At 72.2% G+C, this 19,044-nt stretch carries 17 protein-coding genes; 4 read left to right on the top strand and 13 right to left on the bottom strand.

The genetic code is table 11. The features are described from left to right. The first annotated feature begins 230 nt into the window (after positions 1–230). Positions 231–593, top strand: coding sequence for a DUF1844 domain-containing protein (locus tag ACZ601_RS21380; RefSeq protein WP_401929953.1), 363 nt, complete (start codon positions 231–233; stop codon positions 591–593). A 91-nt stretch (positions 594–684) separates the two neighbouring features. On the opposite strand, the gene ACZ601_RS21375 is transcribed toward ACZ601_RS21380, so the two are convergent. From ACZ601_RS21375 to ACZ601_RS21360, 4 genes are all read right to left on the bottom strand, one after another. Next, positions 685–1,401 carry an MIP family channel protein gene (locus ACZ601_RS21375; protein ID WP_469540215.1) on the bottom strand — a complete coding sequence of 239 codons (717 nt, stop codon included), beginning with the start codon at positions 1,399–1,401 and terminating at the stop codon, positions 685–687. 83 nt (positions 1,402–1,484) lie between these two features. Further along, positions 1,485–2,213, bottom strand: a complete 729-nt coding sequence (locus ACZ601_RS21370; protein ID WP_469540213.1) for an SseB family protein — start codon at positions 2,211–2,213, stop codon at positions 1,485–1,487. Positions 2,214–2,307: 94 nt separating this feature from the next. Further along, a complete protein-coding gene (gene mycP, locus ACZ601_RS21365) occupies positions 2,308–3,513 on the bottom strand; it encodes a type VII secretion-associated serine protease mycosin (protein WP_469540210.1) in 1,206 nt (401 codons plus the stop codon). 25 nt (positions 3,514–3,538) lie between these two features. Then, positions 3,539–4,432, bottom strand: coding sequence for a hypothetical protein (locus tag ACZ601_RS21360; RefSeq protein ID WP_469540662.1), 894 nt, complete (start codon positions 4,430–4,432; stop codon positions 3,539–3,541). 570 nt (positions 4,433–5,002) lie between these two features. Between ACZ601_RS21360 and ACZ601_RS21355 the strand changes: the two genes are divergently transcribed. Continuing rightward, a complete protein-coding gene (locus tag ACZ601_RS21355) occupies positions 5,003–6,205 on the top strand; it encodes an amino acid deaminase/aldolase (protein ID WP_401929944.1) in 1,203 nt (400 codons plus the stop codon). A 13-nt stretch (positions 6,206–6,218) separates the two neighbouring features. Here the strand turns inward: ACZ601_RS21355 and ACZ601_RS21350 are convergent, their stop codons facing one another. From ACZ601_RS21350 to ACZ601_RS21335, 4 genes are read right to left on the bottom strand one after another with little or no spacing between them, the layout of a single operon-like run. After that, the gene (locus tag ACZ601_RS21350) at positions 6,219–7,160 is read right to left on the bottom strand and encodes a DUF2510 domain-containing protein (RefSeq protein WP_469540207.1); all 942 of its coding nucleotides are present in this window, start codon (positions 7,158–7,160) and stop codon (positions 6,219–6,221) included. Positions 7,161–7,196: 36 nt separating this feature from the next. Beyond that, the gene (locus ACZ601_RS21345; protein WP_469540205.1) at positions 7,197–7,985 is read right to left on the bottom strand and encodes a 3-oxoacyl-ACP reductase; all 789 of its coding nucleotides are present in this window, start codon (positions 7,983–7,985) and stop codon (positions 7,197–7,199) included. A 6-nt stretch (positions 7,986–7,991) separates the two neighbouring features. Then, positions 7,992–9,356, bottom strand: coding sequence for an aldehyde dehydrogenase family protein (locus ACZ601_RS21340; protein WP_469540203.1), 1,365 nt, complete (start codon positions 9,354–9,356; stop codon positions 7,992–7,994). 8 nt (positions 9,357–9,364) lie between these two features. Further along, entirely contained in the window at positions 9,365–10,732 is a 1,368-nt protein-coding gene (locus ACZ601_RS21335; protein WP_469540200.1) for a glutamine synthetase family protein, read from the bottom strand. Between the two features lie 130 nt (positions 10,733–10,862). On the opposite strand from ACZ601_RS21335, the gene ACZ601_RS21330 reads away from it, so the two are divergent. Beyond that, positions 10,863–11,585, top strand: a complete 723-nt coding sequence (locus tag ACZ601_RS21330; protein ID WP_469540197.1) for a gamma-glutamyl-gamma-aminobutyrate hydrolase family protein — start codon at positions 10,863–10,865, stop codon at positions 11,583–11,585. On the opposite strand, the gene ACZ601_RS21325 is transcribed toward ACZ601_RS21330, so the two are convergent. The 5 genes from ACZ601_RS21325 to ACZ601_RS21305 form a co-directional block, all read right to left on the bottom strand. Further along, positions 11,553–12,509 carry an aminoglycoside phosphotransferase family protein gene (locus ACZ601_RS21325; RefSeq protein WP_469540194.1) on the bottom strand — a complete coding sequence of 319 codons (957 nt, stop codon included), beginning with the start codon at positions 12,507–12,509 and terminating at the stop codon, positions 11,553–11,555. The genes ACZ601_RS21330 and ACZ601_RS21325 overlap by 33 nt on opposite strands. A 107-nt stretch (positions 12,510–12,616) precedes the next feature. After that, positions 12,617–13,324, bottom strand: coding sequence for a helical backbone metal receptor (locus ACZ601_RS21320; protein WP_469540192.1), 708 nt, complete (start codon positions 13,322–13,324; stop codon positions 12,617–12,619). 28 nt (positions 13,325–13,352) lie between these two features. After that, on the bottom strand, positions 13,353–13,904 hold the full coding sequence (locus tag ACZ601_RS21315) for a helix-turn-helix domain-containing protein (RefSeq protein ID WP_024494137.1): 552 nt from the start codon (positions 13,902–13,904) through the stop codon (positions 13,353–13,355). A 166-nt stretch (positions 13,905–14,070) separates the two neighbouring features. Next, entirely contained in the window at positions 14,071–16,710 is a 2,640-nt protein-coding gene (locus ACZ601_RS21310) for an ABC transporter permease/substrate binding protein (protein WP_469540189.1), read from the bottom strand. Next, the gene (locus ACZ601_RS21305; RefSeq protein ID WP_469540186.1) at positions 16,703–17,767 is read right to left on the bottom strand and encodes a quaternary amine ABC transporter ATP-binding protein; all 1,065 of its coding nucleotides are present in this window, start codon (positions 17,765–17,767) and stop codon (positions 16,703–16,705) included. The genes ACZ601_RS21310 and ACZ601_RS21305 overlap by 8 nt, the downstream gene beginning before the upstream one ends. A 318-nt stretch (positions 17,768–18,085) precedes the next feature. Between ACZ601_RS21305 and ACZ601_RS21300 the strand changes: the two genes are divergently transcribed. Then, entirely contained in the window at positions 18,086–18,994 is a 909-nt protein-coding gene (locus ACZ601_RS21300) for a 5'-3' exonuclease (protein WP_469540659.1), read from the top strand. The last annotated feature ends 50 nt before the right edge of the window (positions 18,995–19,044 follow it).

The raw sequence follows: 19,044 nt of genomic DNA, 5'->3' as shown, positions 1-19,044 counted from the left end.
GCATCGGGCGGCTCCATCGTCCGTACGGAACGATGGGCGCCACCTGACCGGTGACCCGCCGTCCTGGGGACGGTCAGGTGGGAGATCGGAGCCTCCACTTGTGGGCCGGGCACATAGATGCCCAGCCGGTCGTTACACAAGGTTAGCAGCTCGGCCGGGCGGGCGCTAACCGGTCGTCGCGGGCACTCCCGCAGCGGGGCCGGGCCCGGCGTGGGCCTATCGTATGAGACATGAGCGACGCGACCCCCACCACTGATTCCCCCGGCTTCGACGAGATGGCCCGCGACATCGCGGAGGTGCCGGCGGTCGAGGTCATCGTGACGGTCGCGGTCAACCTGATGAGCGCCGCCGCCGTGAAACTCGGACTGACCGAGGACGGCGACGAGCACAAGGACCTCGACGAGGCCCGCAAGCTGGTCCACGCGCTGGCCGGCCTGCTGGACGCGAGCACCACCGAGATCAGCTCCTTCCACGCGGCTCCGCTGCGGGACGGCCTGAAGTCGCTCCAGCTGGCGTTCCGCGAGGCCTCGCTCGTACCGGACGAGCCGGGCCGGGGTCCCGGCGAGAAGTACACCGGACCGGTCTTCGGCTGAGCCGGTACGCCCCTTCCCTGCTGTTTCCTCTCCGACGAACGTGAGCCCCCGCCCTTTGTGGACGGGGGCTCACTGCGTGCGAGGGCCGGAATCAGGCCTCCGCGGCCTCCGCGGTCTGCTCGTCGCGTCCGGCGACGGGGTGGGTCACCCGGTGGGCCAGCGCCGCGATGACACCGCCGACCAGGGGCGCCACCAGGAACAGCCAGAGCTGGGAGAGCGCCGCACCGCCGGCGAAGATCGCCGGGCCCAGACTCCGCGCCGGGTTCACGCCGGTTCCGGTCAGCGGGATGCCGACCAGGTGGATCACCGCGAGGGAGAGGCCGATGGGCAGCCCGTCGAATCCGACGACGGCGAGCTTGTGGGTCACCGCGAGCACGACGAACACCAGCAGGAAGGTGAGCACCACCTCGGCAAGGAACGCGCCGCCCATGTTGATGTGCACGTCAGAGCGGTCCCCGTAGCCGTTGCTGCCGAACTTGCCGCTCGTCTTCAGTCCGGGCACCTGCTTGGCCAGCAGGAACAGCAGGGCGGCACCGGCGATACCACCGAGGAGCTGCGCGATCCAGTACGTCACCGCGGTGCGTACGTCGATCCGCCGGGCCGTCAGCATTCCCAGGGTGACCGCCGGATTGAGATGACAGCCGGAGATCGGGCCGAGTGCGTAGGCCAGGGCCAGAAGCACGAAGCCGAAGGCCAGCGCGATGCCGACGGTCCCGATGAACTGGACACCGAGCACCGCTGATCCGACGGCGAAGAAGACCAGCAGGAGCGTGCCCAGGAACTCCGATGCCGCCATTCGCGTCTGCATACAACCACCTCGCGAAGATCGTCCGCTTTCTTCGCAATTCTCCGACTCCGCACCCCGTTGCGCGCGTTGAGCCGAGGGGGTGATCAGCGAGTGAACAGGGCGTCACCCGGTGCGTTCGCGTCGGCCGGGAGCAGCGCGAGGTCCAGGCCCCGGACCAGCCGGGCCCGCAGCACCTCGCTGGCGGCCAGCGACCGCGCGACCCGGCCCGCCGCCTCCGCGGGGTCGGCGTCCGCCGCGAGCACCAGGGCGAGCGTGCCGTCGGCGCGGCCCGGACCGAGGTGGGCGCGGAGCACCGCGGGTTCGGCGGCGACGGCCTCGCGCACCGCGGAGGTGACGGCGGGGTCGTCCAGCGGGTCGGCGCTGGTCCGGCCCTCCGCGAGGGCCAGCAGCGCGGAGCCGGTCACCTCGAAGGCCACCGGGCCCGCGAGGTCGAGCACCAGGGTGTCCGCCTTCTCGTGCACGGCTGCCTGGAGCGCCTGGTGCAGGGGTACGGCGACGGGGCGGGCCTGCGGGTCCCAGCGGGCCAGCGAGGCGGTGGAGGTGAAGGCGGGCAGGGCGCGGCGGTCACCGGCCTGGAGGGTGGGGACGGCCATGTCGCTGGTCTTCTCCCGGCGCAGCCCCTTCTCGTCCTCCTCCACCTCGCCGAGGACGGCGACCACGGGGACCAGCAGCCTGGCCCCCCTGAGGGCTTCGAGCACCGGGCCGACGGCCTCGCGGTTCTCGGCCCAGGCGGACAGGGCCGAGGTCAGGGCGGGGTCTGCCGTGCCGTCGTCGTCGGAGTATCCGGGGTCCGGAATGTTCTTCTGCGCCACAGGGCGAGCGTAGTGCCTGGCCGTGGCCGTCCTGCCGACAGGTCGGATCCGGGCGCCGGGAGGCCGCTCGTGCGGTGCGCCGGGGGTGCGCCGGTCAGCGGCGCGGGAAGACCGGCCGCCCGTTGCGGCCGCGCCACAGCACCACGGCCAGCCCGAGCAGGAGGGCGCCGAGGCCGCCCGCGACCGGGGCCAGCCAGCCCGCGGGCCCCTCGTCCTCGCGGGCCGGGGTGGGGCCGGATCCGAAGTACTTCTCGCGGTAGCCCGCCGCGGTGGAGTCCGGGCGCAGACCGGCCGGACGGAGCTCGGCACCCGCCTTGATGGCCGCGGCCGGGTCGACCATGCCGTAGCCCCGTGAGTCGTCCCGGCCGCCCGCGGGGGAATCGCGCGCGGTGTCCGTGAGGAGCTTCTTGATCTGGGCGGGCGTGAGGCCGGGGTGGGCGGCCCTGACCAGGGCGACCGCGCCGGAGACGAAGGCGGACGCGGCCGAGGTGCCCCACTCCACGTAGTACTGCCGGTCCGGTGCGGGGACGACGATGTCGTCCCCGGGGGCGCTCACGGCGGCGTACCAGCGGCGGGTGGAGAAGGAGGCGTGGGTGCCGTAGCGGTCGACGGCGGCGACCGCGATCACTCCGGGGTAGGCGGCGGGGTACGAGATGTGGTCACCCTTCTCGCCGCTGTTGCCGGCTGACGCGACGACGACCGCGCCCTTCTTCAGCGCGTACTGGACGGCCGCGTCCTCGCCCGGCTCCGGATGGGCGGACTCGCTGTCGTCGCCCAGCGAGAGGTTGATGACGTCGGCGCCGTGGTCCGCGGCCCAGCGGATGCCGTCCGCGAGGGCCGTGCCGCGGGACTTGCGGGCCTTGGCCCGGTCCGGGTCGCTCGCCTCCAGGATGACCCGGACGGGGAGGATCTTCGCCTGGGGCGCGATGCCGAGCACCCCGTCGTCGTCCGAGGCCCCGTGGCCCCGGCCCGCGATGATCGCGGCCATCGCGGTGCCGTGCCGTGCCCAGGACCGGTCGCCCCGTCCGGCGCCGAAGCCGATCATGTCCTTGCCGGGCAGTACCTGGCCCGCCAGATCGGGCAGGCTGCTGTCCACCCCGGTGTCGACGACGGCGACGGTGATGCCCTTGCCCCGGCTGGTCCGCCAGGCCTCGTCGGTGTGGAGTGCGTCCAGGCCCCACTGCTGGGCCCGGATGGTGTCCGCCCGCGCCGGTGACGCGGGCAGCAGCGCGAGCGCGGTGGCGGCGCAGACCGCGCCGAGGGCGCGGTGGCGGCGGGCACGGCGGGTCGCTCGGGACACTCTGGTCACTCCTGGCACTCGGGGATCACTCCGGTTTCTCCGTGCGCTCTGTGACGGCCCTGCGCAGACCGCGTTCGACCAGGCCCGCCAGGCCCTTGGCCTCGTGGCCGAGCCCGGCCTGGGCGGCGGCGGTCGTGGCGTTCCGGGCCATGGCCTCGGCAGCGGGCTGCGGGGCGGTGACCGCACGCCCGTCGGCGAAACCGGAGACCGCGAACACCACGACGGGGACCTCGGTCAGTACCTGCACGCTCCAGCTGGCGCGCTGCTTGTCGCCGAATCCGGCGGCCGGGGTGCCCTTGACGGGATACGCGCGCGGCATCAGATCGGTGCGCGCGTCCAGGTGCTGACCGGTGAACCGGGTGCTGAGCGCCCGCATGGCCTCGGTGTCGCCCTCGGTGAAGAGCAGCCCGACGGTGGTGACGCTGCTGGACGTCGCGTCCGTGTACGTGGCGCGCAGCAGCCTGGCGCAGCCGGCCGGGCGCACCGTCTTCAGCAGCAGCGGGTCCAGAGCCGTCGCGCAGCCGCTGTCCGGGGCGACGGCGAGCCTGGTCCAGACCCGGTCGGAGCCGCCGGGCCCCGCGCCGTCGCCCTTGAGGGTGCGCGGGAAGAGGGTGTCCACGGGCACGCTGTGCCAGGCGGCGCGGCCCACGTTGTAGGTGCTGTGGGCCGCCGGATCGGCCGAGGAGTCGCTGATCAGCCAGCTGCCGGTGGCCGCGCCGCCGATCAGGCCGAGCCCGAGCACGACGCAGACGGCGGCGGCCGCGGTCCTGAAGGGGCTCCTGGTCCGTACGGGGCGGAGCCTGGTGGTGGTCTCGGCGGGCGTCTCGGCCGGGGGGAGGAACTGCGGCGGCCAGCCGGCGGGCGGCGCGGCGGGCTCCTCTGACCACCGGGGCGGCGCGCCGAGCTCCACGGCGCCCACCGGGCGGCGCCGGGTCGCCGCGGGCGGCGTCGCGGGGCGGGGCGGGAAGGCCGGAGCGGCGGGGGGCCCGGTGGGGCGCGGCGGTGCCGGTGGCACGGGCCGGAGCCGGGCGGTCGACTCCACGGCGGGCGGTGCGGCGGCGGGCGGCTTCGCCGGGACTGCGACCGGGGCTGCGGTTGCCTCGGGTGCGGGCGGTGCAGGCGGTGCGGGCGGTGCGGATGCGGCAGATGGTGCGAGTGCGGGTGCGGCGGGCGATGTGGATGCGGCAGACGGTACGGATGCGGCGGCCGATGCGGATGCGGCAGGTCCCGGGGGCGTGGGCGCCCGGCCGTCCGGCGGGGTGGCCGGGCGTGGCGGGACGGGAGCGCGCTGCGCCTCGGTACTCATCAGCCCCCCTGGTCCGTTCCGTACCGCACGCGGATCGCCGCCACAGGCAGGCTCGTTGCGCGCCGCGTGACCGTCACTCTACGGGCTGCGGCACCCCTGATGGGAGCGGGCCGCCGGGCGCCGGACCGATCTGCGCAGATCATCCCCCTACCCAGCGGTACAGGTGTCTGGCAAGCTGCGGCCATGACTGCCCGCGCCGCTGACCGGACCCGCTACAACCGGGCCACCGCCCATCTCGATGCCCCGATCGCCGTCGTCGATCTGGAGGCCTTCGATGCCAACGCCGACGACCTGGTACGCCGTGCGGCCGGGAAGCCGGTCCGGGTGGCGAGCAAGTCGGTGCGCTGCCGTGCCCTGCTGGAGCGGGTGCTCGCGCGGCCCGGCTTCGCCGGGATCATGTCGTTCACGCTGGCCGAGTCGCTGTGGCTGGCCCGTGCCGGGTTCGAGGACGTGCTGCTGGCCTATCCCTCGGCCGACCGGCCGGCGTTCGCGGAGCTCGCCGCGGACCCGAAGCTGGCCGCCGCCGTGACGGTGATGGTGGACGACCACGCGCAGCTGGAGCTGATCGACGCGGCGCGTGCCGGGGGCGGCGAGGAGATCCGGGTCTGTCTGGAGCTGGACACCTCGCTGCGGATGCTCGGCGGCCGGGTCAGGATCGGGGCGCTCCGCTCGCCCCTGCGCTCCCCCGCCCAACTGGCCGAGCTGGCCCGGTCCGTGGCCCGCAGGCCCGGTTTCCGGCTGGTGGGTCTGATGGCGTACGAGGGCCATATCGCCGGGGTCGGTGACTCGGTCGCGGGGCGCCCGCTGCGGTCCCGGGCGATCCGGCTGATGCAGGCCTCCGCCCGGCGGGAACTGGCGGTCCGGCGCGCCGAGGTGGTGCGGGCGGTACGGGCCGTGGCGCCGGACCTGGAGTTCGTGAACGGCGGCGGCACCGGCAGTGTGCAGCACACCGCCGCGGAGCACGCGGTGACGGAGATCGCGGCCGGTTCCGGGCTGTACGTGCCCCGGCTGTTCGACAACTACACCTCGTTCACGGCCCGTCCGGCGGCCCTGTTCGCCCAGCCGGTGGTACGCAGGCCCGGGGTGGGTGTGGTGACGGTGCTCGGTGGCGGTTACCCGGCGTCCGGTGCGGCCGGTCCCGACCGGCTGCCGGTCCCGTACCTGCCGGAGGGGCTGCGCTACGACCCGCAGGAGGGCCCTGGCGAGGTGCAGACCCCGCTGCTCGGCGCCCCGGCCGACGATCTGCTGATCGGTGACAAGGTGTGGTTCCGGCACGCCAAGGCCGGTGAACTGTGCGAACGGTTCGACGAGTTGCAGCTGATCGAGGGGGACCGGATCACGGCGACCGTGCCGACGTACCGGGGCGAGGGCCGCACCTTCCTCTGAACCCGGGGCGGCGTCAGGGAGCCACGGAGCTGCCGACGCCGCCGTTCGTCGCGCTGTCACCGATCGGCCGGATGCCCTTGGTGAGGGTGTCCATGAGGGAGAGCGGGGGCCCGTCGGGGCCGGCGTCGAAGGCGTAGCGCACGACGACGAGCGACTCGCTGCCGACGCTCGACGGAAAGACGAGCGACTGCACGTAGCCGCCGGGGCCCTTCCCGGTGACGACCTTCCAGCGCACCTCGTAGCCGGTGCGTCCCGCCACGCTGACCGAGGCGGCGGCGAGCTGCTTGTGGGACGTGATGCCGCCGTGGATACGGGTGCCGACGGCGTTCTCCTGGTACGCGGCGTCCGCCGCGTCGGCTATGTCGTCCTTGGCGAGCTTCTCCGCGGTGTCGGCGTCGGCGGCGTTGGGGGTCCGCGTGGTCACCGTGCCGTGGTAGCAGAAGTCCCCGGAGCTGCCGGGGCAGCTGTAGGAGCGGGCGGTGCGCATCGTGAGCACCCCCTCCACGGTGCTCTCCGGCTTCTCCCACCCGTCGGGGATCGGCAGGGTGATGCCGTTGAGCTGGTCCACGAGCACGGCCGGGTCGCCGCCGTCTGCCGGGGCGTCCGGCGAGGGGCTGTCGCCGGGGCCGTCGTGGGTGGCGGTGTCCGGGGGCGGGGTGCTGCTCGACCGGGCCACCGGGCGCGTGCCGTCGTCGTCCCTGCCGAGCAGCACCGCTCCGGTCACCGCCGCGCCGACGACGACCGCACCGGCCACCACCATGGCGACGATCCGGCCGCTTCCGCCGCCGCTCCCCCGGCCGGGCCCGGCGGGGGAAGCGGACTGCGCGGGGACGTACGGCGGTACCGCGGCGGCGTACGGGCGGGTGTGGCCGGTCCACGCCGTACCGTCCCACCACCGCTCGTGGCCCGGTACGGCGGTGTCCGGATACCAGCCGGGCGGCGTCGCGTTGCTCATCGCCCCACTCTAGGTTCCGGACCTTGCGGACATGGTCTAGAGGGGCGTGACGTAGGCGCCTGAGATGCCGCCGTCGACGAGGAAGTCCGTGGCGTTGACGAAGGAGGAGTCGTCGCTCGCCAGGAAGGCGACCGCGGCCGCGATCTCGGTCGCCTCCGCGAACCGGCCGAGCGGAATGTGCACCAGTCGGCGGGCGGCGCGCTCCGGGTCCTTGGCGAACAGTTCCCGGAGCAGCGGGGTGTTGACCGGTCCCGGGCACAGCGCGTTGACCCGGATGCCCTCGCGGGCGAACTGGACGCCCAGTTCACGGGAGATCGCGAGCACCCCGCCCTTGGACGCGGTGTAGGAGATCTGCGAGGTGGCGGCGCCCATCCTGGCGACGAAGGAGGCGGTGTTGATGATCGAGCCCCGCCCCTGGCGCCGCATGTAGGGCAGGGCCGCCTTGCAGCAGAGGTAGACGGAGGTGAGGTTGACGTCCTGGACGCGTTTCCAGGCCTCCAGGCCCGTGGTGAGGATGGAGTCGTCGTCGGGCGGCGAGATGCCGGCGTTGTTGAAGGCGATGTCGACGGAGCCGTAGGTGTCGTGCGCCGCCGCGAACAGCGCCTCGACCTGTCCGGGGTCTGTGACGTCGACCCGTACGAAGGTGCCGCCGACCGCCTCTGCGGCCGCCTTGCCCGCGCTCTCGTCGATGTCGCCGCAGACCACGTGCGCGCCCTCGGAGGCGAGCCGGTGGGCGGTGGCGAGGCCGATCCCGCTGCCGGCGCCGGTGATGACGGCGGTGCGGCCGACGAGGCGGCGGCAGATGTTCCCGTTGTCCGTGGTCATACCGGTTCAGGCCTCCGTACTGAGGAAGACGTTCTTGGTTTCGGTGAAGGCGGTGAGGGCGTCGGGCCCGAGTTCGCGGCCGAGGCCGGACTGCTTGAACCCGCCGAACGGGGTCCAGTAGCGGACCGCGGAGTGGGAGTTGACGGAGAGGTTCCCCGCCCGGACGGCCTGCGAGACGCGCAGCGCGCGCCCCACGTCCCGCGTCCAGAGGGAGCCCGCGAGGCCGTAGCGCGTCGCGTTGGCGAGCCGGACGGCGTCCGCCTCGTCGTCGAAGGGCAGCACGACCGCGACCGGACCGAACACCTCCTCCGTGGCGACGGGCGAGTCCTCGGACGCGTCGGTGAGGACGGTCGGCGGGAACCAGAATCCGGCGCCCCCGGGCGCGCTGCCCCGGATGGCGGCCGCGCCCTCGGGGACGTAGCCGCGCACCCGGTCCAGCTGGGAGCGTGAGATGAGCGGGCCCATCTGCGTCTTCTCGTCGGACGGGTCGCCCACGACGACGGCGGCGACGGCCGGGGCGAGCAGCTCCAGGAAGCGGTCGTACGCGGACCGCTGGACCAGGATCCGGGTGCGGGCGCAGCAGTCCTGGCCCGCGTTGTCCAGGAAGGACATGGGGGCGGCGGCCGCTGCGGCTTCGAGGTCGGCGTCGGCGAAGACGATGTTGGGGCTCTTGCCGCCGAGTTCGAGGGTGATCCGCTTCACGTGCTCGGCGCACTTGGCCATGATCCGCTTGCCGACCCGGGTGGAGCCGGTGAAGACGATCTTGGCGACGTCCGGGTGCTCGACCAAGGCGTTGCCCGCTTCCTCGCCCGCGCCGGGCAGTACCTGGAAGAGGTGTTCGGGCAGTCCGGCCTCCAGGGCGAGAGCGGCGAGCCGGAGCGCGGTCAGCGGGGTGGTCTCGGCGGGTTTGAGGAGGACGGCGTTGCCCGCCGCGAGGGCGGGGGCCAGGCCCCAGGCGGCGATCGGCATGGGGAAGTTCCAGGGTGCGATCACGCCGATGACGCCGAGGGGTTCGAGCAGGGTGATGTCGATGCCGCCGGGTACGGGGATCTGCCGGCCGTTCAGCCGTTCCACTCCCCCGGCGGCGTAGTCGAGCAGATCGCGGACGTTGCCGGCCTCCCAGCGGGCGTTGCCGATGGTGTGGCCCGCCTCGCGGACCTCCAGCCGGGCCAGCTCCTCGGTCCGGCCGTCCACGGCGGCGGCGAACCGGCGCAGCAGCCGGGCCCGGTCGGCGGGGGCGAGCGCGGCCCAGGTCCGCTGGGCGGCCGCGGCGCGGGTGACGGCGGCGTCCACCCCGGCCGCGGTGGTGGCCGGCACGGTGGCGACGATCTCCTCCGTCGCCGGGTTCAGTACCTGGTGCTCACGGGTCAAGGAAGTCCTCACAGACGTTCGAAGGAGCGCTTGATCTCCCAGTCGGTCACCGCCGCGTCGAAGGCTTCGAGCTCGACGCGGGCCATGTTGGCGTAGTGCGCGACGACCTCGGCCCCGAAGGCGGCTTCGGCGATCTCGCTGTGCTCCCAGAGGACGGCGGCCTCGCGCAGACTGGTGGGGACGTGGTCGTATTCGGCGGTGTAGGCGTTTGTGGCACAGGGCTCGGGGAGTTCGAGCCCGTGCTCGATCCCGTACAGGCCTGCGGCGACGAGTCCGGCGACGGCGAGGTACGGGTTGACGTCGCCGCCGGGGAGCCGGTTCTCGAAGCGCAGCGACTGGCCGTGCCCGACGACCCGGAGCGCGCAGGTGCGGTTGTCCGCGCCCCAGGCGACGGCGGTCGGGGCGAAGGAGCCGGGCTGGAACCGCTTGTAGGAGTTGATGTTCGGCGCGTAGAGGAGCGAGAAGTCGCGCAGCGCCGCGAGCTGCCCGGCGAGGAAGTGCCGCATCACCGGGGACATGGCGCCGTCCCCTTCCGCCATGACGCTGCGGCCGGGCTCTTCGGTGGAGCGGAGCGAGAGGTGGATGTGGCAGGAGTTGCCCTCGCGCTCGTTGAACTTGGCCATGAAGGTGAGCGCGACGCCCTCCTGGGCGGCGATCTCCTTGGCACCGGTCTTGTAGACGGCGTGCTGGTCGCAGGTGACCAGGGCCTCGTCGTAGCGGAACACGATCTCGTGCTGGCCGGGGTTGCACTCGCCCTTGGCGGATTCGACGGTGAGGCCCGCGCCCGCCATCTCGTTGCGGATGCGGCGCAGCAGGGGTTCGACGCGGCCGGTGCCGAGGACGGAGTAGTCGACGTTGTACTGGTTGACCGGGGTCAGGTCGCGGTAGCCGCGGTCCCAGGCCTGTTCGTAGGTGTCCTTGAAGACGATGAATTCGAGTTCGGTGCCCGCGTGGGCGGTGTAGCCGTGCCCGGCGAGACGGTCCAGCTGACGGCGCAGGATCTGGCGGGGCGCGGCGACGACGGGTGAGCCGTCGCTCCACGCGAGGTCGGCGGTGACCATCGCGGTGCTCTCGTTCCAGGGCACCCGGCGCAGCGTGGTGAGGTCGGGGAGCATGGCGAAGTCGCCGTAGCCGCGTTCCCAGGAGGACATGGCGTAGCCGTCGACGGTGTTCATGTCGGTGTCGACGGCGAGCAGGTAGTTGCAGCCTTCGGTGCCGTGCGGCACGACCTCGTCGAGGAAGAAACCGGCGGCGAAGCGCTTTCCCTGGAGCCGCCCCTGCATGTCGGGGAAGGCCAGGACCACAGTGTCGATCTCGCCGCTGTCGACGAGGACGCGGAGTTCCTCGACGGCGAGCGGGGCTGTTCGGTCGGACACGGATGGATCCTCTCCTCGCAGGCCGACAGATGATCCGGATCTATGGACAGCTGATCCAAATCTATGGGCAGGGCAAGGGATTTGGATACGGTGCCGATGCGTTCCGCGTGCCGTGCGAGAGGGAGATCCGATGAACAGCCCGCTGATCGGGGTCAGTACATATCTGGTGGACTCGGCACGTTGGGGGCTCTGGGACCTGCCCGCCACGCTGCTGCCCGCCGGTTACAGCCGGCTGGTCCGTGAGGCGGGCGGCCTGGCCGTGCTGCTGCCGCCGGACTCCCCGGAGGCGGCCGCTTCGGTGGTGGCGCGGCTGGACGCGGTGGTGGTCGCGGGCGGTCCGGACGTGGACCCGGCGCGGTACGGGGCCGGGCGTGATCCGCGGACCGGGCCGCCCGCCCCCGAGCGGGACGGCTGGGAGGCGGCGCTGATCGGCGCGGCGCTGGAGTCCGGCACCCCGCTGCTCGGCATCTGCCGGGGGATGCAGCTCCTCAACGTCGCCCTCGGCGGGACGCTGACCCAGCACATGGACGGGCACACGGGCCCCGAGGGGAAGAGCGGCGTGTTCGGCTCCCATACGGTGACGCCGGTGCCGGGGACCAGGTACGCCTCCGTGGTGCCCGGCGACTGCGCCGTGCCCACCTACCACCACCAGGCGGTAGACCGGCTCGGCGCGGGCCTGGTGGCCTCCGCGCACGCGGCGGACGGCACCGTGGAGGCGGTCGAACGGCCGGGCGCGGGCTGGGTGCTCGGGGTGCAGTGGCATCCGGAGATGGGCGACGACGTACGGGTGATGGCGGCGCTGGTGGCGGAGGCGGCCCGGCTAGCCGAGCCGTTGGCCGAGCCGGTTCCGTAGCCAGCCCAGGGCGGCCGCGCCCTGGGCCGCCTGAAACGCCCGCAGTGTGGGCAGGCCCGGCGGTCCGGGAAGCAGTGAGTGCCCGACGAAGTAGCCGGCCAGGGCGGCGAGCACGGCGGTGACCGCCGCGGGTTCCGCGTCACGGCCGAGCGGGTGGGCCGTGAAGACGGCCTCCGGGTCCGGGCCGCCCTGCGCCGCGACGCACGGCAGCATCGCCAGCAGGTCGAACCAGGGCGCGGCGCGCACCGCGTGCGGCCAGTCGACGAAGACGACCCGGTCCGCTGTGAGCAGGATGTTGTCCGCGCGCAGGTCGGCGTGGGCGAGGCTGTCGCCCTCCGCGGCCTCCGCCCAGCCGGACTCCAGTTCCGCCAGGGCGCCGAGACGGGACGCGGCCCAGGGGCCGAGGCGGGCGTCGCCCCCTGCCGCGCGCAGGGTCCGCCAGCCGGTGAACATCGAGGCCTCGCGCCGGGCGACGGAGGGTGCGTCGATCGGCGCCGGGGTGAGGGAGCGGGTGAGCGCGGTGACGGCGGCCAGGACCCGGTCCAGCTCGGCCGGGTCCCAGGGGACGGCGGGCTGACGGCCCTCGATGTCCTCCAGTACGAGCGCGACGCGGGTGCCGTCGTCGTACGAGCCGAGCAGCCGGGGCGCCGGGGCGTGCGGCGGCAGGGCGGCGGTGTGGCGGGCCTCCGCGCGGTGCAGGTCCGGGGCTCCGGCGTTCACCTCGGCGCTCACCGCCTTGACGAACGCCCGGCCGCCGTCCGCGAGCCTGACCCGGGCGGCGACGCCGGGCGAGAAGCCGCCGCTCTGGCTGCGGGCTTCGACGACGGGCGAGCCGAGGATGTCCTCCACGGCGCGGCGCACGGCGGCCGGCAACCCGGACCAGTCGTGGCGGACACCGGAGGCGGGCGGTGCGGTGATGGTCATCCGCGCATCCTTCCCGGCCGCCCGGGGCACGGGCCAGCGGTTTTGCGCGGCCCCGGACGCGGGCGCGGCCATGGTGGTGAGGCCGGCGGTGCGGTGGTGCCGGCCGTTCAGCGCAGCGCCGCCCGCAGCGCCGCGGGCGCCCGGACCAGTGACGGTCCGTACCAGGTGAGGTACCGCCCGTCGACGAGTGCGGCGGGCAGTGCGGGGAATGCCTCGGGTCCGTCGGCGGCGGTGAACCGGTACGGCTCGTCGGGCAGCACCACCAGGTCCGCGCCGGCCGCGTTCAGCTCGTCGAGCGGGATCCGGGGGTAGCGCTCGGCGTGGTCCGCGTAGACGTTGCGCACGCCGAGCCGGCCCAGCAGGTCCCCGGCGAAGGTGTCGCGGCCCAGGACCATCCAGGGCTTCCGCCAGACGGGGACGACGGCACGGCGCGGGGCGGACGGCGGGTCCAGTGCCGCCCAGGCGGCCTCCGCCTCGTCCAGCCAGTGGGGCCTCGGCAGTCCACAGGCCCCGGTCAGCAGCCGGTCCAGCTCCGCGAACGCGTCGTCGAGCGTGCGGACGGTGGTGACGAGCACCTCGGTCCCGGCCTCCCGCAGCGCGGCCAGGTCGGGTTCCCGGTTCTCCTCCTCGTTGGCCACGACGAGATCGGGGCGCAGCGCGAGGATCGCGGGCACGTCGGGGTTCTTGGTGCCCCCGACCCGGGCGACCCGCAGCCCGGCGGGGTGGGTGCACCAGTCGGTGGCGCCGACGAGCAGCCCGGGGCCGCTCTCGGCGACGGCCTCGGTGAGCGAGGGGACGAGGGAGACGACCCGCACCACTGATTCCTCCTGACAGCTCCGCGCCTCAGCGGCGCGGGTCGAACGTCGCGTCGATGTGTTCGGCCACCGCGACGAACAGCAGCCGGGTGCCGGGGACCGTGGCCCGCCAGCGGTGGCGCACTCCCCCGGACAGGAACAGCGTGTCGCCGCGCTCCAGCCGGTACGCCTGGCCCTCCGCCTCCACCTCTGCGGCGCCCTCCGCCACGTACAGCACCTCGTCGTTGCGGTGCTGGAACTCGCGGCCGAGGTCCAGCTCACCGGTGAATTCCAGGGCGCTGAGCTGGTGGCGTCCGCGCACCACCCGGCGTACCCCGTCCCCGTCCTGTGGCGTACCGCGCACGACGTCGACGGCGCGCGCCGAGTCGGCGGCGGCCCGCAGCCGCGCGGTGGTGGTCTCCAGCGCGTCCGCGACCCGGTCCAGGGACCGGGCGCTGGGTCTGGCCCGTTCGTTCTCGATCTGGCTGAGGAACGGTACGGACAGGCCACTGCGCGTCGCGACCGCGGCCAGCGTGAGCCCCAGGGACCTTCGCTGCCGTCGGACCGCCGCGCCCACCCGGAGTGTTTCCTTGTCGTCCATGTCCGGCTCCCTCCCGACCCCATCCTTCCGGCTGCCAGCACCTTACGCACACCGTTACGCGAGGACGGCCGGTAATGAGACGTCCGGACAGCCCGAAAGGGGTGGTCCCCGCCGCCGGCGGGGACCACCCCTTTCTGCGCCGGGCCCCTGGTGGGGCACGACGGGGTTACTGCTGAGGTGCCATCTTGTCCGCGATGCCCGGATTCTTGTCCATCCAGGCCTTCACGGCTTCTTCCTCGTGTCCCGTACCGCGCTTCTGGATCTCGTTCTCCAGGCCGCCGAGCTGGTCCTCGCTCAGCTTGAAGTTCTTGAACCACTTGGTGAGCTGCGGGTAGTTCTTCGGGAAGTCCTTGGAACCGATGGTGTGCAGCCGGTCGCCCTCACCGAACGCCTTCTGCGGGTCCTGGAGCTTGGTCATCTTGTACTCGTTGTAGGCCCAGTGCGGGGTCCACAGGAGTACCGCGATGGGCTCCTTCTTGGCGTACGCGCGCTTCAGCTCAGCGAGCATGCCGGGCGTCGAGGAGTCGACGACCTTGTACTCCTTGTCCAGGCCGTACTTCGGCAGCACGTTCTTCTTGAGGTTCTCCATCGTGGCCGTGCCCGGCTCGATGCCGACGATCCGGCCCTTGAACTCGTCGCTCTTGCCCTTGAGGTCCGCCAGGGTCTTGACGTCCTTGACGTAGCTGGGCACCGCGACCTCGATCGAGGTGGGGCCGTACCACGAGCCGACGTCCGTCAGCTTGGAGCCGTACTTGTCCCAGTAGTTCTTCTGGGTGTACGGGAGCCAGCCGTCGAACTGCACGTCGAGCTGGCCGCGGGACATCGCGGTGTACATCGGGCCGACCTCGAACTGCTTGAGGTTGATCTTGTATCCGCGGTCCTCCAGGACGGCCTTCCACAGGTACGTGGCGGCGATGTCCTCCTCCCACGGGAACCAGGCCATCTCGACGGTGCGCTCGCGCTCGTCCTTGCCGTTGGCGCCCTTGGAGGTCTTGGCCGCGGCGACCGGAGCCGCCTTGTCGGCGAAGCCCGGGTTGGCCTTGAGCCAGGTGCGGACGGCCTCCTGCTCCTTGCCGGAGCCGCTCTTCTGGATCTGCGCCTCAAGACTGGTGAGCTGGTCCTCGGTCATCTTGAAGTTCTTCAGCCACTTGCCGACCTCGGGGTTCTCGTCGGAGAAGCCCTTGCGGCTCAGCGTGTGGATGCCGTCGCCCTTGCCCCAGAGGTTCTTGGTGTCCTTGAGCTTGGTCAGGTCGTACTGGTTGTACGCCCAGTGCGGCGACCAGAGCGGAACCACGATGGGCTCCTTCTTGGCGTACGCGCGCTTCAGCTCGGCCAGCATGGACGGCGTGGAGCCGTCGACGACCTTGTACTCCTTGTCCAGGCCGTAGCCCGGCAGGATCTTGTCCTTGAGCAGGCCCGTCTCACCGGCACTCGGCTCGATGCCCACGACGCGGCCCTTGAACTTGGAGGCCTTGCCCTTGAGGTCGTCCAGGGTCTTGACGTCCTTCACGTACGAGGGGACGGCCAGTTCCAGGGTGGTGGGTCCGAACCAGGAGCCCATGTCGTCCAGGCGGTCCTTGTACTTCTTCCAGTACGCGGCGTGGGTGACCGGCAGCCAGGAGTCGGTCTCGAAGTCGATCTGACCGTTGGCCATACCGGTGTACAGCGCGCCGGCCTCGTACTGCTTGGCGTCGACCTTGAAGCCGCGCTGCTCCAGCAGCTCCTTCCACAGGAAGGTGGAGGCGATGCCCTCGTCCCACGGGATGTAGCCCATGCTGACCGTCTTGCCGGCGCCGACGTTCTTCGGGTCGCTCTTCGCGGTGTTGTCCGCGTCCGAGGAGCCGCCGAACAGGCTCATGCTTCCGGCGACGAGCGCGAGGACGACGATGCCGGCCACGGCGACGACGGGCTGCGGGCGGTAGTTCCACACCTTCAGTCCGCCGGCCATGGCCTGCGCCTTGGCGAGCGCGCGGCGGGCCAGCGGGGAGACCTCGCGGCCCAGGGCGCTGGTCATCCGGTCCAGGTACATCGCCAGGATGACGATGGAGATACCGGCCTCGAAGCCGAGGCCGACGTCGACGTTGCCGATGGCGCGGTAGACGGAGCCACCGAGGCCGCCGCCGCCGACCATGCCGGCGATGACCACCATGGACAGGCCCAGCATGATGACCTGGTTGATGCCCGCCATGATCGTGGGCAGCGCCAGCGGCAGCTGCACCCGCAGCAGGGTGTTGCGCGAGGTGGTGCCGAAGGCCTCCGCCGCCTCGACGAGCTCACCGTCGACCTGCCGGATGCCCAGCTCGGTCATCCGGACGCCCGGGGGCAGCGCGAAGATGATGGTGGCGATGATGCCGGGGACGACACCGACGCCGAAGAAGATGACGCCGGGGATCAGGTAGACCATGGCGGGCATGGTCTGCATGAAGTCGAGGACCGGCCGGGTCACCGCGCTGACGGTCTTGGAGCGGGACGCCCAGATACCGAGCGGAACGGCCAGCACCAGCGTCACGATGGTCGCGACGAGTACCAGGGTGAGCGTGTCCATCGCCTCGTCCCACAACTCGACCGAGTCGATGAGGGCGAAGCCGACGAACGCGAGCACACCGGCGAGCAGACCGCGCAGCCACCAGGCGATGACAGCGACGATGCCCGCGAAGAGCAGGGGTGCGGGGGCGGAGAGCACGGCGGCTATGCCGTCGAACATTCCGCTGACTATGGAGCTGATGGCGTCGAAGAGCCAGGCCAGATGGGTCTGGAGCCAGTCGACGGCGGAGTCGACCCAGTCGCCGAGGTGGAGCCTAAACACTGGCCACCTTCTTCAGCGAGGCCGCGGCGTCCAGGGGAGCCTCGGCGGGGGTCATCGGCTCACCGAGCACGGCGAGCAGCCGGGCACGGGGCACGACGCCGACGAGCTTGCCCTTGTCGTCGGTCACGGCGACCGCGACGGCGCTCTGCGAGCAGGGCGTGAACAGCTCGATGATCGGGGTGGACTCCGTGACGGTGGCCGGGGCCTCCCGCAGGACGTCCTCCGGGGTACGGAGTTCCTTGCCCGCATCGGTCCTGGTGCCGATGACGGTGTCCGTCTCGGCCATGATCGCGCCCGCGGTCAGCACCCGGGAGCGGTCCACGTCCTGGGTGAAGGAGGCGACGTAGTCGTTGGCCGGGGTGACGAGGATGTCCTCGGCGCTGCCGAGCTGGACTATCTCCCCGTCGCGCATCACGGCGATGCGGTCACCGAGGCGCATGGCCTCGTTGAGGTCGTGGGTGATGAAGACGATGGTCTTCTTCAGCCGCTTCTGCAGTTCCAGGAGCTGGTCCTGCATATCGCGGCGGATCAGCGGGTCGAGTGCGCTGAAGGACTCGTCCATGAGGAGCAGGTCGGCGTCGGTGGCCAGCGCGCGGGCCAGGCCGACACGCTGCTGCATACCGCCGGACAGCTCGTCGGGCCAGGAGTTCTCCCAGCCCGCCAGGCCGGTCATCTCCAGGGCCTCCGTGGCGCGCCGGTTGCGCTCGTCACGCGGGACGCCCTGTACCTCCAGGCCGTAGCCGGCGTTCTCCAGCACGCTGCGGTGGGGGAAGAGGGCGAAGTGCTGGAACACCATGCTGATCTTGGTGGACCGGACGTGGCGCAGTTCGGCGGGGGCCAAGGCGGTCAGGTCCTGGCCGTCGAACAGCACCTTCCCCGCGGTGGGCTCCAGCAGCCCGTTGAGCATCCGCAGCAAAGTGGACTTGCCGGACCCGGACAGACCCATCACAACGAAGATCTGTCCCGGTTCCACGGTGAACGATGCGTCGATCACCGCTGCGGTCGTTCCCTCGGCGCGCAGCTCGTCGCGGCTGGAGCCGCCTTCGAGTTTCCGCACGGCTTGATCGGGTCGTCTGCCGAAGACCTTGTACAAGTGTTCGGCTTGCAGCCTTGACACATACACCTCACGCGTTGAACCGGAAACGGTCTGCCACCCCCTCCGGCAGACCGTGGAGCGCGCGGATTCGGTCCGCATGGCACGTGCACAAGTTGAAAATGCGACGTAGTCCGCTCCAATGCCGCGCCTGCCCCCGCTTACACAAGCCAAACACGAGAGTGACCCAGCTCACACAGAAGCCGCTTGGGATCGGGAACCGCGTCCTCTGCGGCCACTGTCAGCGGGGTGCGGCATCATCGGGGGGTGACGCGACGCCTGATGCTCCTCGACACCGCTTCCCTCTACTACCGCGCCTACTTCGGAGTCCCCGACTCGGTGCGCGCACCGGACGGCACCCCGGTGAACGCCGTGCGCGGACTGCTCGATTTCATCGGCCGGCTCGTGCAGGACCACCGGCCGGACGATCTGGTCGCCTGCTGGGACGCGGACTGGCGGCCGCAGTGGCGGGTCGACCTCATCCCGTCGTACAAGGCGCACCGCGTCGCGGTGGAGACCGGCACGGGGCTGCCCGACGAGGAGGAGACGCCCGACACGCTGGCCCCGCAGGTGCCGGTCATCGAGGACGTGCTCGACGCCCTGGGGATCGCCCGGGTCGGCGCCGCGGGGTACGAGGCGGACGACGTGATCGGCACGCTGACCGGCCTGGCGACCGGCCCGGTGGACATCGTCACGGGCGACCGGGACCTCTACCAGCTGGTGGACGACGCCCGCGGGGTGCGGGTGCTCTACCCGCTGAAGGGCGTCGGATCGCTCCAGGTGACGGACGAGGACTGGCTGCGCGAGAGGTACGGGGTGGACGGCTCCGGCTACGTGGATCTGGCACTGCTGCGCGGCGACCCGAGCGACGGGCTGCCCGGTGTGCCCGGCATCGGCGAGAAGACGGCGGCCAAGCTGCTGGACGCCTTCGGTGACCTCGCCGGAATCATGGCGGCGGTCGACGACCCGGCCGCGAAGCTGACGCCCACGCAGCGCAAACGGCTCGACGGGGCCCGCGACTACCTGGCCGTCGCGCCGACGGTGGTACGGGTCGCCGGCGATGTGCCGCTTCCGGCGTTCGACCCCGCGCTGCCCGCGGAGCCGCTCGACCCGGCGGCCCTCGAAGCGCTCGCGGAGCAGTGGGGGCTGGGGGGCGCCCTGCAACGGCTGCTCTTCTCGCTCCGGAACTGAGATGTTAGGTTTACTTAGGTAACCCTAAATCGATGGTCCGGGTAGACGTA

Source organism: Streptomyces sp. NPDC104307 (genome assembly GCF_055584045.1).
Note: the sequence above shows the minus strand (reverse complement) of the source record. Positions and strands in the feature narration are given on the sequence as shown.

Bases quoted from the DNA above. Each gene is read 5' to 3' on its own strand.
- ACZ601_RS21300 (WP_469540659.1), top strand. From the start codon at position 18,086: ATGCTCCTCGACACCGCTTCCCTCTACTACCGCGCCTACTTCGGAGTC.
- ACZ601_RS21330 (WP_469540197.1), top strand. From the start codon at position 10,863: ATGAACAGCCCGCTGATCGGGGTCAGTACATATCTGGTGGACTCGGCA.
- ACZ601_RS21350 (WP_469540207.1), bottom strand. From the start codon at position 7,160: ATGAGCAACGCGACGCCGCCCGGCTGGTATCCGGACACCGCCGTACCG.
- ACZ601_RS21380 (WP_401929953.1), top strand. From the start codon at position 231: ATGAGCGACGCGACCCCCACCACTGATTCCCCCGGCTTCGACGAGATG.
- ACZ601_RS21355 (WP_401929944.1), top strand. From the start codon at position 5,003: ATGACTGCCCGCGCCGCTGACCGGACCCGCTACAACCGGGCCACCGCC.
- ACZ601_RS21375 (WP_469540215.1), bottom strand. From the start codon at position 1,401: ATGCAGACGCGAATGGCGGCATCGGAGTTCCTGGGCACGCTCCTGCTG.
- ACZ601_RS21345 (WP_469540205.1), bottom strand. From the start codon at position 7,985: ATGACCACGGACAACGGGAACATCTGCCGCCGCCTCGTCGGCCGCACC.
- ACZ601_RS21315 (WP_024494137.1), bottom strand. From the start codon at position 13,904: ATGGACGACAAGGAAACACTCCGGGTGGGCGCGGCGGTCCGACGGCAG.
- ACZ601_RS21325 (WP_469540194.1), bottom strand. From the start codon at position 12,509: ATGACCATCACCGCACCGCCCGCCTCCGGTGTCCGCCACGACTGGTCC.